The organism is Pedobacter sp. NO84 (assembly GCF_059703915.1).
The window spans coordinates 744,709-761,424 of the sequence record NZ_AP046575.1; the positions used below are offsets into that span (position 1 = coordinate 744,709).

General features: G+C 41.9%; 8 protein-coding genes. 3 read left to right on the forward strand and 5 right to left on the reverse strand.

The window, feature by feature from the left end:
* Positions 1-2 precede the first annotated feature (2 nt).
* Positions 3-2,861, forward strand: a complete 2,859-nt coding sequence (locus tag AC6H0V_RS03415) for a glycosyl hydrolase 115 family protein (protein ID WP_497562306.1) — start codon at positions 3-5, stop codon at positions 2,859-2,861.
* 51 nt (positions 2,862-2,912) lie between these two features.
* Entirely contained in the window at positions 2,913-4,007 is a 1,095-nt protein-coding gene (locus AC6H0V_RS03420; RefSeq protein WP_497562307.1) for a glycoside hydrolase family 43 protein, read from the forward strand.
* A 157-nt stretch (positions 4,008-4,164) separates the two neighbouring features.
* Here AC6H0V_RS03420 and AC6H0V_RS03425 read toward each other — a convergent pair whose 3' ends face one another.
* Together AC6H0V_RS03425 and AC6H0V_RS03430 are read right to left on the reverse strand one after the other, a co-directional pair.
* On the reverse strand, positions 4,165-5,826 hold the full coding sequence (locus AC6H0V_RS03425) for a glycoside hydrolase family 43 protein (RefSeq protein WP_497562308.1): 1,662 nt from the start codon (positions 5,824-5,826) through the stop codon (positions 4,165-4,167).
* Positions 5,827-5,828: 2 nt separating this feature from the next.
* Positions 5,829-7,181 (reverse strand): glucuronyl esterase domain-containing protein, encoded by a 1,353-nt coding sequence (locus tag AC6H0V_RS03430; RefSeq protein ID WP_497562309.1) that lies wholly within the window; start codon positions 7,179-7,181, stop codon positions 5,829-5,831.
* 86 nt (positions 7,182-7,267) lie between these two features.
* Between AC6H0V_RS03430 and AC6H0V_RS03435 the strand changes: the two genes are divergently transcribed.
* The gene (locus AC6H0V_RS03435; RefSeq protein ID WP_497562310.1) at positions 7,268-9,205 is read left to right on the forward strand and encodes a sialate O-acetylesterase; all 1,938 of its coding nucleotides are present in this window, start codon (positions 7,268-7,270) and stop codon (positions 9,203-9,205) included.
* A 750-nt stretch (positions 9,206-9,955) separates the two neighbouring features.
* On the opposite strand, the gene AC6H0V_RS03440 is transcribed toward AC6H0V_RS03435, so the two are convergent.
* The 3 genes from AC6H0V_RS03440 to AC6H0V_RS03450 are packed head-to-tail and all read right to left on the reverse strand — an operon-like array spanning position 9,956 to position 16,585.
* Positions 9,956-11,644 carry an endo-1,4-beta-xylanase gene (locus tag AC6H0V_RS03440; RefSeq protein ID WP_497562311.1) on the reverse strand — a complete coding sequence of 563 codons (1,689 nt, stop codon included), beginning with the start codon at positions 11,642-11,644 and terminating at the stop codon, positions 9,956-9,958.
* A 10-nt stretch (positions 11,645-11,654) separates the two neighbouring features.
* Positions 11,655-13,463, reverse strand: coding sequence for a RagB/SusD family nutrient uptake outer membrane protein (locus AC6H0V_RS03445; protein WP_497562312.1), 1,809 nt, complete (start codon positions 13,461-13,463; stop codon positions 11,655-11,657).
* A 23-nt stretch (positions 13,464-13,486) separates the two neighbouring features.
* On the reverse strand, positions 13,487-16,585 hold the full coding sequence (locus AC6H0V_RS03450; RefSeq protein WP_497562313.1) for a SusC/RagA family TonB-linked outer membrane protein: 3,099 nt from the start codon (positions 16,583-16,585) through the stop codon (positions 13,487-13,489).
* Between the last annotated feature and the right edge of the window lie 131 nt (positions 16,586-16,716).

Below are 16,716 nucleotides of genomic sequence, written 5' to 3' on the forward strand. Positions count from 1 at the left end.
TCATGAAAAGTTGCTTCCCTTTGATCTTCTTCGTAGTCCTATCTTCGGCTTGTTTTGCCTCGGGTACTGATCCCTTTGTTAGCAAAACCTACGTGGCAGGAAGTTTTTCGTTAGCAAACAAGGGTAAAACCGCATCATTGGTATTAAGCGCTAACGATTACCCAGGGGTGATGAGAGCAGCTAAAAATCTTCAAGAAGATATTGAACAGGTTACCGGAAAAAAGCCATTACTCTCGATAGACAAAACATCGCCTATGGCAGTTATTATAGGTACTATTGGACACAGCACCGTTATTGATCAATTGATTAGGGAAAATAAAATCAATGTTGCGGGGATTGCCGGAAAATGGGAGAGTACCTTAATTGAAGTGGTTAAAAATCCTATAGCAGGGATAGACAGCGCAATTATTGTTGCTGGGAGCGATAAGCGGGGAACCATTTATGGTATCTATGAAATTTCATATCAAATTGGTGTTTCTCCATGGTATTACTGGGCCGATGTACCTATCAAAAAAAGTGAAAATCTCTTTATTAGAGCAGGGAAACATGTAATCAGCTCTCCCGCAGTAAAGTATCGGGGCATTTTCCTTAACGATGAAGCACCTGCTCTTTCAGGATGGTCTAAAAAGCAGTTTGGAGGATTTAACCATCAATTTTATGAAAAAGTTTTTGAGCTAATTCTAAGATTAAAGGGAAATTATTTATGGCCAGCCATGTGGGGAAATGCATTTACCGACGATGACCCCCTTAATCCGGTGCTGGCGGATGAATACGGAGTGGTGATAGGAACCTCACATCACGAGCCCTTAACACGGGCACACGATGAATGGAGAAGATACAAGGGCGGAAAATGGAACTATGACCAAAACCCACAACAATTGCGAGAATTTTGGGAAAGTGGCCTGAAGCGCGTAGCGGATAAGGAACAGATTATCACCATCGGGATGCGGGGCGACGGAGATGAACCCATGTCTGAAGGCACCGCCACAGCTCTACTAGAGCGGATTGTTAAAGATCAGCGTGAAATTATCGAGAAAGTGACCAAAAAACCTGCATCACAAACGCCGCAAATTTGGGCGCTGTATAAAGAGGTACAAGATTATTACGATCAGGGTATGCGTGTTCCCGATGATGTAACCCTGTTGCTGGCTGATGACAATTGGGGAAACATCAGGAAGCTTCCCAAATTAAATGAAGCTCCTCGAAGCGGTGGCTATGGGATTTACTACCATTTTGATTACGTTGGCGGACCAAGAAATTACAAATGGATAAATACCAATCCTATTCAAAAAATTTGGGAGCAAATGAATCTCGCTTATCAATATCAAGCAAATCAGATTTGGATTGTAAATGTTGGCGATCTTAAACCAATGGAATTTCCGATAGAGTTCTTTTTAGACTATGCCTGGTCACCAGACGCCATCCCTGCCGAACAGCTGAAGGAATACACCATCAAATGGGCATCAAAGCAATTTGGTGATCAATTTGCTCCCCAAATTGCAGAGCTGATCGACTTGGGTAGCAAATACAATGGAAGGGTTAAGCCAGAATTACTTAACAGCAGTACCTATAGCTTGGTAAATTATAACGAATTTAATCGGGTAATAGCAGATTTTGACGCCTTGTTTGACAGAGCGAAATACATTTCGGATCAGCTTGCCAACGATCAAAAGGATGCCTATTATCAATTGGTGCTACATCCGATAGAGGCTAGTAGAAATTTATATCACCTCTATTATGCGGTAGCAAAGAATAAACTATATGCAACCCAGAAAAGAATAAGTACTAATTCATATGCTAAAGCTGCAGATTCGCTGTTTAAAAAAGATGCCGAAATAAGCAATTATTACAATAAGGTAATGGCTGGCGGAAAGTGGGATCACATGATGGACCAGACGCATATCGGTTATACCAATTGGCAGCAGCCAGAAACCAATATCATGCCCAAAACCTTCACCTTAGAGCAAGCCGATCTTTCAACAAATAGGTGGGGAATTGCCTTATCAGGAAATGATTTGGCATGGTATGCGAACCAAAAAGTAAGTACTAACCTTCCATCATTTAATTACTATGGAAATAAATCATCATCCTTTGAAATTTTCAATACACGGAACGAAAAATTTAACTATCAGATCGTAGCCCCATCCTACATCAGCGTTAGCAAGCCAAAGGGTGAGCTACTTGAGGAACAGCGAATCGAAATAACCATTAATTGGGGTAAAGCACCTGCAGGCAAAACAACAACCGAGGTGCAGGTTAATGGGCCCGAGGGTTCAAAGATCAACATTCCGGTAACTATAGATAATAGGAGGTTTGCAGAGCAAAAGATAACTGGATTTGTGGAGCAGGATGGTGTTATTTCTATGGAGGCGCCCAATTATTCGAGGGCAATAAATGCTAGGCCAATTTCTTGGAAAACCATTCCAAATTATGGGAAAACCACTGGTGGAGTTACTACAATGCCCGTTACGGAGGCTCCGCTAAGATTAGAATTAAATGGTCCGCATCTGGAATACGATATTTATCTAAAAGATCCTGGCCATTTTGATCTGTATAGTTACGTTTCGCCAACAATCGATTTTGCGAACAACGGGGGGCTAAAGTTTGCCTTGTCTGTAGATGATGGGCCGATGGAAATAGTGAATATCAGTGCCGATTATAAAACCGATAAACAATGGGAAAAATCTGTAGCCAATAGCATTAAAATTTTTAAAACGGAGCTAAAATTTGATCAAGCGGGTAAACATAAAATCAACTATTGGCTAGTGAGCCCGGGTGTTGTGCTCCAAAAACTAGTACTAAACCTAGGGGGATTAAAACCAAGTTATCTTGGGCCTCCTGAAACATTTGTTAGCAATTGATGCCTTTGCATAGATACATATGAATTAATTTATTAACCAAAATATAATCTCATGAACAAAAACCTAAAATTTTGGGGTGCCTTGCTACTAGTGGCTTTAACAGCGAGCGGTTGTCAACAAAACCCTAAAACCGCAGAAAAAACCACTGCTGATTCGACTAAAAAATCTAAGTTTCTTTCTCCCCCATTAATAAAAGAAATTTATACAGCCGATCCCTCAGCACATGTTTTTGAAGGAAAGATTTACATTTATCCATCCCATGATATTTCTACAGGTACGCCAGAAAATGATATGGGAGACCATTTTGATATGAAAGATTACCATATTCTTAGCATGGACAGCATAGGTGGTAAAGTAACCGATCACGGAGTGGCATTAAGTGTAAAAGACATCCCTTGGGCTGGAAGGCAGCTTTGGGCACCAGATGCGGCTTTTAAAAATGGAACTTACTATCTCTACTTTCCTGTTAAGGATAAAAACGATGTATTTAGGATCGGTGTAGCCACATCCAAAAATCCCGCTGGGCCATTTGTGGCCCAACCACAACCTATTGAAGGAAGTTTTAGTATTGATCCCGCTGTTTTTACAGATACTGATGGTACCAGTTATATGTATTTTGGTGGAATTTGGGGCGGACAACTACAACGATGGAGTAATGGAAAATACAACGCAAACGGTTCTAAAACTGATTTGGGAAAAGGCGATGAACCTGCGATTTCGGCAAGAGTTGCCAAATTAAGCAAAGATATGCTCAGCTTTGATGGTCCGGTGGGTGAGGTGAAAATCATTGATAAAAATGGTAAGGAACTGTTAACCCAAGATCACGACAGACGATTTTTTGAAGGCGCTTACATGCATAAATATAACAACAAGTACTACTTTACCTATTCAACTGGCGATACACATTACTTGGCTTCCGCAATTGGTGATAGTCCGAAAGGGCCATTTACCTATCAAGGAACTTTTATGAATCCCGTACAGGGCTGGACAACCCATCATTCTATTGTAGAAGTAAAAGGAAAATGGTGGATTTTTTATCATGATACAGAACTATCTAATAAAACTCACTTAAGAAATATCAAGGTAACCGCACTTACCCATAATCCGGATGGAACATTGGCATTGATAGAACCGATAGCAAAGTAAAGTCAATCATCTATTAACCACAAAGTCACGACACACTAAGGTTTGGTTAATCAACCGGGCTTGCGGCTTGTGCCTTTGTGGTAAAAAAAAAATAAAGATCAATTTGGTTAGTCGATCTCGTCCTGTTGGTTCAGGGCGGGATTTTTTGCTTAATTAGCTAACGATAGATCAAATCGTTACCCTCGTAATCTAACCATTTAAAGCTTGCCGTATTCATACAAGCTTTACCTGAGGATGTAGCGTATAAAGCGAATAACGAACCAATAAAACCTCCCGCTTCCTGGGTGCTGAGGTATTTCCCCTCGACGTTGTCTTTTAATACATTCCAATTCCCCTCGATTTCGGCATACGCAAAGCAATAACGATCAGTGTTTGCGCTAATTTTAAGATAGATGGACTTGCTAGTGGTCTGAAGTTCTTTTTCGGTTATCAAATCCATGGATTTTGTAGCGCGATTGCCTTTAAAAAGCTGAATTACAGGTTTCCCATTGGAGATTGATCTGCAGATATAATAGAAATTATATTCTCCTTGAAAAATCAACATTCCAGCTTTCTCATTTTCGGCCGTTGCCGAAAAATCTAGAACAGTAGTAGCAGCACACTGTAGGTGCTGTTGGCGTTTCCCTAGAAATGCCGGATTGCCATCGCCCATGCAAGTTTCTGGTTTCAGTTTCATAGTTAGCCCTTTCGAACGATCAAGTTTAAACCAACTGGTATCCATCGTTCTAAGGAAAAGGAGTGAAGGGTCTATTTTTTCTTCAAAGCTTGTTCTATAAGCAAAATTTCCACTTTGTGGGGGGGTGTTTTTTTGTTTAACCTCCTTATAATTGAAAGTGTACTGATATTGGACTTCTTTATAATCTGGATTAATGATTGGCCATCCCTCGGCGGTCCAGGTAACTGGAGCTATAAAAGTTTCCCTTCCCGTGTTGTAATAACTTACGTTGTATGGCCGTACCGCTAAGAAAACGGCATATGTTTTGCCATCAGGACCTTCCACGAGTTCGGCATGCCCAGCCGAAGTTATTGGGTTTTTACGATTGGGATCCAAGTGCCGTTGGGTTAGAATTGGATTTTTTTCATAAGGTATAAATGGCCCTGTTGCTGTTTTGCTCGTTAAAATTACTTGTGAATGGTTAATCGATGTACCTCCTTCAGCGGCGCATAGGTAATACCAGTCTTTCCTTTTGAAAATATGTGGTCCTTCAATCCACACTGGTTTTTTACTCAAATCTACACCTCCATTTACCAATTGGACCTCTGGGCCAACAACTTTTAGATTTACAGGATCAAACTCGAAGGTCCGAATGGTGCGATGCCCATCATATAAGGGCTTATTATCTGGCGCATCGCTGTTATAAACGATATAGGCCTTGTTAGAATCGAAAAATAGCGAAGGGTCAATTCCCTTAACCTCTGGCAACCATGTAGGATCAGACCATGGTCCTGCCGGATTTTTAGCGGTCATTACAAAGTTTCCTTTTCGGTCTATATAAGTGCAAGTGAAGTAGTAGGTGCCCTTAAAGTAGTTGATAGAAGGAGCAAAAAGCCCCCGAGAAGTTCCCGCACCCATAAAATCCATTTGGCTAGGCCGATCAATGATATTGCCAATTTGCTTCCAATTTTTTAAATCCTGGCTCTTAAAGATTGGTATTCCAGGAAAGTAAGAGAACGTTGAATTAACCAGGTAATAATCCTTTCCAACCTTTGTTACGCTCGGATCTGGATAAAAGCCAGACAAAATGGGATTGGTGATTTTAATTTGGGCTGTGCATAAAGTGCTGCTCATCATCAGCGCAAGGAAAAGGAATCGGTTCATAGTCATTTTTTGAAATAATTAGCTGCAAATTGAATAAAAAAAGGCCAATTGGGACCCGCTGTATGCCCTCCGCTATGTTGCCTAAAGGCAATATCTCCTTTGAGAAATGTTTCCATTGGCGGAAATTCCATCGTTCCCAGGTCTTTTTTTCCTAATAATCGATAAACCTCTCCTGCATAGGCAGCGCCCAAAAACATTCCTTTCGCATCAATCCATCTCCCCTCAACCAAGGGGGATCCAGCGCTAATGAATACTGGTCTTGGGGCACAGAGCGCAATAAGTTCGTGGGCATCAACTGGCAGATCATTTGGTGTTAAAGGTCCTGCATACTTTACATAATTACCGGCCATCCAGTGGTACTCTCCGGATGAAGCTACATTTTCTACCTGTTCGCCAAATTTTCTTCTCATTATTTTTGCACCACCCTGACCAGATGAGGCTATAAATCCAATCGCAAAGCGTTCATCGTAGGCCATGGTAACTAGAGCGGCCTTACCATATCTAGAAACACCTTCAATCCCTACCTTCTTAGAATTTACGGCAGGATCGGTATCTAAATAATCCAATAGCCTGCTTGCTCCCCATGCCCAGGCTCTTAAGGCTCCCCAATCATCAGGTTGCCTGATCTCGCCCTTATTGCATAAACCAATAATCCCTTGTGTAAGTCCGGCACCATTATCGGCTTGGATGCTATTGGGTTCTAAGATGGCATATCCCCAACCTTGGTCAATCAATTGTTGTTTCCAATCAGGTTGATCGCTAGTGGGAGGTGGCCTATTGGCGTTAACGGGAAAATTAAAACCAAATTCAATAATTACCGGAACTGAATTAGCTCCTAATGGAACGGTGAGGCTGGCCTTAATTTCTACCTTAATTTTCGGATAAGAGGTATTATCTACATATCCGATCAATTCCTTTTTTACAACAGGAATTCTTCCCTGCATTGCATTAGTGGTATTGGTAATTTTCCAAACCACTTTTGGTGTTATTTTGGGCATCCTTCCGTAAATTTCACGATCAAAGTCTTCTACAATTTCAGGTCTGCGATTTTTAAACCAAGTGGTAGCATTCTTTACAACTTTCCCATTGTTTAACAAAAGTGCATTGGGCAAAGACGTATAGGGACTGGCTTTATCTTCGTCGATATTAGCCGCATTTGGTGCTGTAGGGTTTCCAGAAGGTCCAGGTCTTAATGAATCTATTTTTAAAATCTTTAATAATTTTTTATGATCTTGATAAGAGAGTTTGTTTAAACTGTCTATGCTTGCCCTCGAAAACTGAGCATAACAAGCACTAGCTCCCAAAAGGAAGAATAAAACGATCAGTCCAGATTGAAGAAATTTATAATGGTTCATTATTTGAAGATAAAAATAAATTAATTTAAATGCAACCGATTGCAGTAAGATAATTTTTGATTAAATTAGAGCTTCAAAATATAGCTATGAAGGATAAAAAAATAGTACTCAGCTTTTTGATGTTGGTGGTATCAATGGTTTGTTATGGACAAATCCGATTACCAAAACTGATCAGTAATGGGATGGTGCTTCAACGGGGTATGGAAACTAAAGTATGGGGATGGGCATCAGCCAATGAAAAGATTTCGATTAAATTTAAAAATAAGCTGTATCAAACCACAGCCGATAACGGAGGCAATTGGTTGGTAAAATTACCTGCCCAAATGGCTGGGGGCCCATATCAATTAGTTTTGAAAGGAAACAACGAAATTACCATCGACGATATTTTATTTGGGGATGTGTGGGTATGCAGCGGACAGTCCAACATGGAGCTGCCAATGCAACGGTTGATAGACCAATATCCTAAAGAAATTGCCGAAGCCAATAATGGCAGTATCCGACAATTTTTGGTTCCAGACGAATATGATTTTAACCAAGTGCGTGAAGATTTTTCTAGCGGCGGCTGGGCAAAGGCAGATCCGCAAAATGTGCTTGCTTTTTCTGGAGTAGCGTACTTCTTTGCATTGGATGTGTATGCGAAGAACAAAGTTCCTATTGGGATCATTAATACGGCTTTGGGTGGATCGCCTGCTGAATCGTGGATAAGTGAAGAAGCGATCAAACTATTTCCGGCCTATTATAACGAAGCGCAGAAATTTAAGGATAAAGTGCTGATCCGCGAGATTGAAAAAAAGGATAATGCCGCAGGGAGCAGATGGCAAAATCTACTAAATGCTACCGATATCGGCATTAAGAATAATTGGAGCGCAGAAAATGTAGACGTATCCACCTGGACGACGATGAACATTCCGGGGTATTGGGCAAATGCAGGCTTGGGGCAGGTTAATGGCGCCATCTGGTTTAGAAAAGAAATAACGCTTGCCAAAGAAATGGTTGGAAGGCCAGCTAAATTGTTATTGGGGCGAATTGTAGATGCAGACTCTGTTTTTATAAACGGAAAATTGGTTGGTACTACAAGCTATCAATATCCGCCACGCAGGTACATATTGTCAAATACCGTGTTAAAAGAAGGCAAGAATGTAATTGCGATCAAAGTGATCAACAATTCGGGGAGAGGAGGATTTGTGCTCGATAAACCATATGAATTAATTGTGGGAAATCAAACTGTAGATTTAAAGGGCGCTTGGAGCTACAGCCTTGGGGCGAGGATGGATCCTGCGCCAACTCAAACTTTTATAAGATGGAAACCTGTTGGACTTTACAATGCGATGATCGCTCCATTAACGAATTATGCCATTAAAGGTGCCTTATGGTACCAGGGAGAAGCGAATACCTCAAAACCTGATGAATATAAAGCGCTTATGACCACTTTGATTGCCGATTGGCGACAGCACTGGGCGCAAGGCGATTTCCCTTTTTTGTATGTACAACTCCCGGGATTTATGGATCCCAAAACCCTACCTTCAGAAAGCAACTGGGCTAAGCTTCGTCAGCAACAGTTAAATCTCTCTGATGTGCCCAATACAGCGATGGCCGTGGCAATTGATTTGGGCGAATGGAATGATATCCATCCTTTAAACAAGAAAGACGTGGGGAGGAGATTGGCACTACAGGCCCAGAAGCTAGTGTATGGGGATAAGGGTTTGATTGCATCCGGACCATTGTTTAAATCGGTTAAACTTGCTGATAATCAACTCGAGATTACTTTTTCGGCTTTAGGAGGAGGATTAGTAGCCAAAGGAGGCAGTGGATTGAACTACTTTGCCGTGGCAGGTGCCGATAAGAAATTTGTATGGGCAAAAGCTAAGATAATTGGTGATAAAATAAGGGTTTGGAGTGATGAGGTGGCCGATCCAGTGTATGTGCGTTATGCTTGGGCCGATAATCCTATAGGAGCTAATTTGTACAACAAGGCTGATCTGCCTGCTTCACCTTTTGAGGCAAGTGTGAGAGCTGAACGCTAAGTGTTTGGTGAACAAACCATTGTAGTAAGTAGGTTAAGATTGGCGTATTTCCATCTGAAATGGCAGATACTATAAAATCAGCATCACTCATTGGCGATAAAATCGCCTTTCTCCCGCATCCTCGTTACAAACGAGGACGAGTATAGGGGGAAAACAACCCTCGCAAAGACGAAATGGCAATACCACCGCCTTTCTTCCGCATTTTGATTAAAAACGCGGACGAGTGTTAGGTGGTTCCAAATGAATCCCTTTGGACAATGTCCTTTCAGGTTTTGGTTGTAGCTGCTTTAGATGCGACAAGGCGATTGCTTCGGGTTGTGAAAAACAACCCTCGCAAAGACGATAAAATCGCTTTTCCCTTTCATCCTCGTTACAAACGAGGACGAGTATAGGTGGTTCCAAATGAATCCCTTTGGACAATGTCCTTTCGGTTTTGGTTGTAATTGCTTTAGATGCGGCAAGGCGATTGCTTCGGGTTGTGAAAACAATCCTCGCAAAGACGATGAAATCGCTTTTCCCTTTCATCCTCGTTACAAACGAGGACGAGTATAGGGGGAGCAGCTTCAATAAGTTCCACTCCCCACGCTCCCAGCTCTATGCTCCCCGCTCCCCGCTCTACGCTCTTCGCCCTACGCCAAACGCCCTACGCCCCACGCCCCACGCTCTTCGCCCCATGCCCCTAAATCAAAAAGCCGCCCTAATTAAGGCGGCTTTGAGAACTAAACTTATTTGTATTACTGATGAGGCGTTTTAATTTTGTCCATTGCTTAATAAGCCTTGTTTAAATCCTGCCCAAGCTGGTTTTTTGCTAAAATTTTTGTCGAAAAGCAAAGGATAATCAAGTTTATCTGCCGTAACATTCGCGGAAGTATTTAACCAGCTCGTGGTATCATCAACTCCCCAAACTGTAATTCCACCGCGTTGCGCTTCTGGAACGTATTTTAAGTAGGTAGCAATCACGAACTTGTACATAGCAGCTTGTAATTGCAAATCATAAGCTGATGCTTTATAGCCAATTGCCGGACTAGCACCTCCAGGGTTAATGCGAATATCAAATTCAGAAATCCTCACTTTTAACCCTGTTGACGCCAATTTCTGCATCATATCTATGATGTTAGAATAGGGGGTGGTAAGCAGCATATGCATTTGAGTGCCCACACCCGTAATTCCGGTATTTGCGGCTTTCAACTCTTTTGCTAGGGTAACAAAGGCATTAAGTTTGGTGGCACTACTTTCTAGGTTATAATCATTCATGTATAGATCTGCATTAGGATCGGCGGCTTTAGCGTATTGAAATGCTTTCGCTGCATAATCCCTGCCCAAATAATTCTGCCAAACAAAAATATCGGTGCGGCCGGTAGCTGGTGTATTGGTATTGTTCCTAAGATCTCCAGCGTCGCTAAATGGTTCGTTTATAACGTCCCAAGCTTTGATTTTTCCTGTATAGTGTCCGAGAACAGTTTGAATATGTGTTTTCATCGCATTGTCTACTATGGCAATAATGGCCGGACCAGTGGGAGGGGGCACAACAGAAGCATCCATAATACTTACATCATCAAGGTACAGCGTATTCGCCGTTCCACCCAGGTCAAATGCTAACTGTATGGCAGTTACTCCCGCAGGGATGGCATAATCATAAGTAATCCTTGCATAACTTGTAGTTACCGCTTTTCCTCCCTGATAATTTACTGATCCTGCGGTGGCACCAAGATATGGTCTAATTTCAAATTGAATGTTCTGAGCAGCAGCACCTTTAATAAAATAAGAGATGGTATAGGTTTTACCTGCATCTACCGGGATGTTAGCTTTAGTGATGATTTGGGTGTTGTAGTTTTGACCACCGGCGGGTACATTTACCTGTAGGGCTTTGCCGCCCGAATTGGTATTGGTTGTAGTACTTACAAATTGACCAGAACCGTTCAATACTTGCCATCCATCTGCTGGCTCACCAGGGGTACCAACCGTGGTGTTCTCAAACCCTGGATTTACGCCCAGATTGGCTGCGCCACCGCCACCGCTACCACCACCGATCAAGCCATTGTAATAACTTGCCCGTTGTTGCGAATGCCAAAGTAGCGTATGTCCGAACACATCAATGCCAGCGTTTTTTGCTAGATTATAAAATGCATCTGCAGTTGTAAAATCGTAAGTTCCATCTGCTTTTACAATCGAACTGTTCTTTAGTTCGTTTCCAAAGGTGATCGCACTGGCATCGCCTTTAATGGCATCCCAATACTTTGTATTTGTTGTAGACAGTGGATATTCGGCAGCGATGCCGATTGGAAAAGTAGCGAAACTTTTTAAAGGTCCCGTAAAATCTGTGAAATCGCCATTATTTTCGAAACCTTGATTTTGGCTGTCCTTTTTACAACTTCCCAGCAGGGCAGCTGTAAGTATAGCTAAATAAAATAAGCTATTGATCTTTATCCTGTTTTTCATGTGCTAATAATTAATAACCAGGGTTTTGAGGAAACTGGTCGCGGTTTGTTAATAGATCTAATTGTGATGCAGACGGAATTGGTCTGAGCACATGGTAATCTTTAATATTTGGAGCTGCCAAAGCATTAAATAATTTTGCACGATCTACCAATGTTTTTGTTCTGGTAAGATCAAACCATCTTGTCATTTCGCCGTACATTTCGCGGGTGCGTTCCTCGAGTATATAGTTTAAGGTTACGGTGCCTCCGGTAATTTGTAACGCAGCTGCAGCAGTGGCGTTTTGTGCGCTTGTATTTGTGGTACGAAATGCTGCACGGGTTTTTAGTGCGTTGATCATGGTAGCAGCGTTTGCAGGATTTCCGGCTTTAAACGCGGCTTCTGCAGCGATAAGATAAGTTTCTCCCAAGCGCATAAGTACAATTGGCCTATCAGAAGCATCATTAAAATGAAGCTTTGTTTTGTCCAAATGCTTTGTCAATGTAGGGAACCATTCTGTATCGTACTGCGAAGGTGCAATAATTACCCCTTTAAATGCTTGTCTTTCTGCGGTGGTTACTTCGCGACCTGGCATCCAAATAGCCACATCAACCCCTTTTGTAAGGGTTACGGTTACTCCATTTCTGGTAGGGGTAAAGGTAGGCGTAGTGGTTTGTACATTATTATCACCCACTGATGGTAGGTTCATTATCCATTCTTTTTGGAATGTTCCATCGTACCTTGCATCATTATCTCTATTTGAGAAAGCGCCATAGGTATAATCTGTTGGTCTAAACCTCCTGTATGGTCGGCCATTAACCTGATCACGCGCAACAATTTGGGTAGTTACGTTAGGCGCTCCAGGAATGCCCTCGTTGATGTTTCGGGTTAAGGTATAGAAACAGGTCCAATAGCAGTTTAATCTATTTTCTTTGTTACCTCCAGCAGGAGCTGTTGTGTTATTGTATCCACTTTCTGAATAGGTAGGATCTGTATTTCTATCTGCTACAAATAAAGACTCTTTTCCGTATTCATTTCCTTCTTTAAAGATATCAGCAAAATTGGCCTCTAAATCAACGCCATACGTTGCTTTAGAGTTGATTAGTCCAATCGCTGTATCATACGCTTTGGTAAAGTCTGGAGTACCATCTCCTTCTCTTGCTTGTGGATCCCATCCTTTGGTAAGATATACTTTGGCTAATAAGTGCAGGGCTGCGGCTTTAGATGCACGTCCTTTAGACACGCCTGCCTGGATATTTCCTAATTGAGCAGCTGCTTCAGTAAGATCTTTGATCATGGCAGCGTAAACATCTTTTTTGGGCGCCCTTATATCTTCAGTACTTGGTTTATTGTTGTAAGTAAGCTTTAGGGGCACATCACCAAAGGTTTGAACCAATAAGAAATAGTAAAATGCCCTTAAGAATTTTGCTTCTCCTAAAAGTTGGTTCTTTTTTACACCATCTATATTTGCGTTCGGCCCAAATTCTAACACACCATTTAGGTTATTAATGGGAACATAGCTGTTATCCCAAGTACCTTGGATTGTTCCATTTTGAGGAGTGATGTTGGTGTAGTTATGAAAGTCCAAGCCTCCATCGCCACCTCTCACCACTTCATCGGTACCTGCTACTTGCGAAGAAGTAAAACCTTCACTCCCCCAAAAATACCTGGTTGTAGCGTAAGATGCATTGAGCCCCGCTTGGAGCCCGTCTGCCGTTTGGAAATATTCTGGACCGAGATTGGAGCGGTATTCAGAATCCAATTGTTTCTGACAACTTATTGGCACCATAGCGGCTACTGCCAATGCTATCCAACCAATTTTAATTTTTTTATATGTTTTCATTTTCTAAATATCAAGCTGTGTAATTAAAATTTTGCGTTAAGACCAAATAAGAACTGACGGGTAGATGGAAGGTCTAGCCCAACTGTAATTGCGCGACCATTGGGTATGGCGTTACCAATTGAACCTCCTACACCCGTGCCTTCAGGATCTACTCCTAAGCCCGATTTTACAAATGGCGAGTACAGGATAAAAGGATTGTTAGCAGTGGCATATATTCTCAATCCGGCAAGTCCAAGTTTTGAAGCAATTGCAGATGAAAAACTGTAGCCTAGGTTAATGCTCCTCACTTTAACGAATGATCCATCGCGATAGCCCAATGTGGTAGAGTACGGTAAGTTGGTGGCACCTCCAGTTGGTCTAGGGAATGCATTTGTTGGATTGGTAGGTGTCCAATAATCAACCTTAACCTGGTTAACCCTTCCGTTTAAGAAGGCAAAGTATCCGGTACCACTACCATCGGTGGTAAGGTAAGGGACAACTATCTTATTGCCCAATCTTGAGAATACCACAGTTGATAGGTCAAAACCTTTGTAAGACACACGTTGGGTCATTCCTAAAATTACTTTAGGTTGGAATGTTCCAATAATGCTTCTGTCTGCATCGGTAATCGCCCCGTCAGGTATTCCGTTCGGGCCGCTTAGATCTGCAATTTTGATCTGTCCAGGCAATGCCCCATATTTTGCGGCATCTAAAGCTTCTGATGTTTGCCAAACTCCAAGATTGGTATAATCGTAGATCACGTTGATCGGCCTACCTACAAACCATCCGTTACCTACGTCTTGAAGGGTGCTGGCATCCGCCAATCTTACAATCTTTTCGCGGTTAAGAGAGAAGTTGAAGTCTGTTGACCAAGTAAAACCATTAGGTCTTGAAGAAACAATGTTCTGTGAAGTGATGTTAAATTCCATTCCTTTTCCGCTTGTTGAAGCCGCGTTGGTGTAGAAACTGGTTGCGCCATTACTTCTAGGCAATTGCTTGTTGATAATTAAATCATCAGTATTTTGTTTGTACACCTCTATAGATCCTGTAATCCTGTTGTTCAAGAAGCCATAGTCTAACCCCAGGTTCCATTGTTTGGTGCTTTCCCATCTTAGATCCAGGTTGGCAAGGCTACCAATATAATATCCCTGAACGTTTTCGGAACCGTAGTTATAATTGTTGTTAAGTAATGATCCGCGGGTGGCATCTGTTGGGATGGATGGATTTCCTGTAACCCCATAAGATAACCTCAATTTTAAGTTGGAAACCACCTTCTGGTTTTTCATAAACTCTTCATTACTGATGTTCCAACCGATCGCTGCTGCTGGGTAATTTAGGTAGGGATTGGTAGGAAATACAGATGATCCATCCCTTCTAAACGTAAAAGTGGCAAGATAACGGTCTTTATAGGCATAATTTACCCGACCCATAAATGACATCAGGCCACCTCTAGAGAATCCATTAGCCCCACCATCAACCTGGGTAATGCTTTTCGCCAGGAAGAAATTATAGTATTGTACGGCTTCACTTGGGAAACCTACAGCGTTAAATGCATTGTTAAATCCTCTATCGCGCTGGATACTGAATAGTCCGGTGAAGTCTATCCTATGATCTGTTGCTATAGTTTTATTATAAGTTAACAAGTTTTCTACCAAAAGGGTGTAGGCTTCGCTATTGGCCAAACTTGCTGTAGCTTGGGCTGCACTAGTGGCATCTGGCCTGATAATGGTTTTTGGACCAAAAAACGTTCCCCTGTTTTCTTGCCTAAAATCTAAACCGAGATTAAGTTTATATTTCAACCCTTCTATAATACCTACTTCTCCATAAAGTACATTGTTTGTTCTCAATCTTCTTGTACGGTCCAAAATATTGTCCCTATCAGATAGGGTTAATGGATTTGCGGTTGCGGTTTGATCAACCGTACCATCTTGTGGATACAGGTATAAGCTACCATCTGCATAAAATGGCGGAGCTAAGGGTGTTATACGCATCGTGGCGTAGAGTGGATTTACACCAGCACCATTACCATAGGTAAGTGTATTTCTGGTACTTAATCCTATTTTAATCCTTTTACTTACGTTAGCGTCAATGGTGGTATTTAAGGCGTAACGTTCAAAACTGATCCCGGTAACAACTCCAGTTTCATTAAAGTAGCCCGCAGAAACACCATAATTGATACCTTCGCTTCCGCCAGAAACACCTAATTGCTGGTCAGTAACCTTACCGGTCTGATAAAGGTAATCTTGCCAATTGGTAGAAGTTCCATTTGCTATACCTGCTTGTTCTAAGGGCGAATAACCTGCAGTATAGGCAGGAGAGGCCGCGTTACGGAAGGCTACAAACTCTGGTCCAGTAAACTGATCGTATTGGTCGCGAACCCTACTTACGCCATAATAGGCATTATAAGAGAGTTGTGGCTTACCAATCTTACCTCGTTTGGTAGTGATCAGCACTACCCCGTTTGATCCACGGAAACCATAAATAGCAGTTGATGAGGCATCTTTTAAAATGTCGATACTTGCAACATCATCAGTATTGATCTCGTTTACGCTACCGTTAAATGGTACACCATCTAAAACGATCAATGGATCACTGGTTCCGCTTAAAGAACGGCTACCTCTAATCCTGATCTGGCCCCCAGCGCCCGGACGGGAACTGTTTCTAGATATATCAACACCCGATACTCGACCTTGGAGGGCAGCAATTGGGTTGGCTGCAGGTACTTCGAGTAGGGCTTCCCCTTTTATCCCAGCAACAGCGCCTGTTACATCAGATCGTCGTTGTTGCCCGTACCCTACAACAACTACTTCGTTAAGAATTTTTGAGTCGGGCGTTAAGCTAATGGTATAGCTGCTCTGGCCATCTCCAATTCTTATCTCTTGTGATGGATAGCCAATGTAAGATACAATAAATGCTACCTCATCTGCCGGTGCGCTGATACTAAACTCTCCATTGGCATTGGTGATTGTAGAAGTGCCAGATTTTTTAAGTTTAATACCTGCCCCGGGCAAGGGAATGTTTTTTTCGTCGACTACCTTTCCCCGTAGTGTTTTTTGGGCAAAAAGTAAGGTTGGCGTTAAGCCAATCAAAAGTATTAGCAGGGCCACACTCTTGAAGAATTTTTTTTGTCTAGGTTTTTTCATACAAGGTTTATTTTAATTCGCAATAATTTCACTGCTGTTTAAATAACCTTAAGGCTTATTCACCCGATAGTATTGGAGAATTTTACTTAAGTTATATTTGGTTATGATAAAAGTAAAAATTAAAAATTGAA

What these genes read in the sequence shown, in the direction of transcription:
- AC6H0V_RS03415 (WP_497562306.1), top strand. Translation starts at nt 3, where the DNA reads ATGAAAAGTTGCTTCCCTTTGATCTTCTTCGTAGTCCTATCTTCGGCT.
- AC6H0V_RS03420 (WP_497562307.1), top strand. Translation starts at nt 2,913, where the DNA reads ATGAACAAAAACCTAAAATTTTGGGGTGCCTTGCTACTAGTGGCTTTA.
- AC6H0V_RS03425 (WP_497562308.1), bottom strand. Translation starts at nt 5,826, where the DNA reads ATGAACCGATTCCTTTTCCTTGCGCTGATGATGAGCAGCACTTTATGC.
- AC6H0V_RS03430 (WP_497562309.1), bottom strand. Translation starts at nt 7,181, where the DNA reads ATGAACCATTATAAATTTCTTCAATCTGGACTGATCGTTTTATTCTTC.
- AC6H0V_RS03435 (WP_497562310.1), top strand. Translation starts at nt 7,268, where the DNA reads ATGAAGGATAAAAAAATAGTACTCAGCTTTTTGATGTTGGTGGTATCA.
- AC6H0V_RS03440 (WP_497562311.1), bottom strand. Translation starts at nt 11,644, where the DNA reads ATGAAAAACAGGATAAAGATCAATAGCTTATTTTATTTAGCTATACTT.
- AC6H0V_RS03445 (WP_497562312.1), bottom strand. Translation starts at nt 13,463, where the DNA reads ATGAAAACATATAAAAAAATTAAAATTGGTTGGATAGCATTGGCAGTA.
- AC6H0V_RS03450 (WP_497562313.1), bottom strand. Translation starts at nt 16,585, where the DNA reads ATGAAAAAACCTAGACAAAAAAAATTCTTCAAGAGTGTGGCCCTGCTA.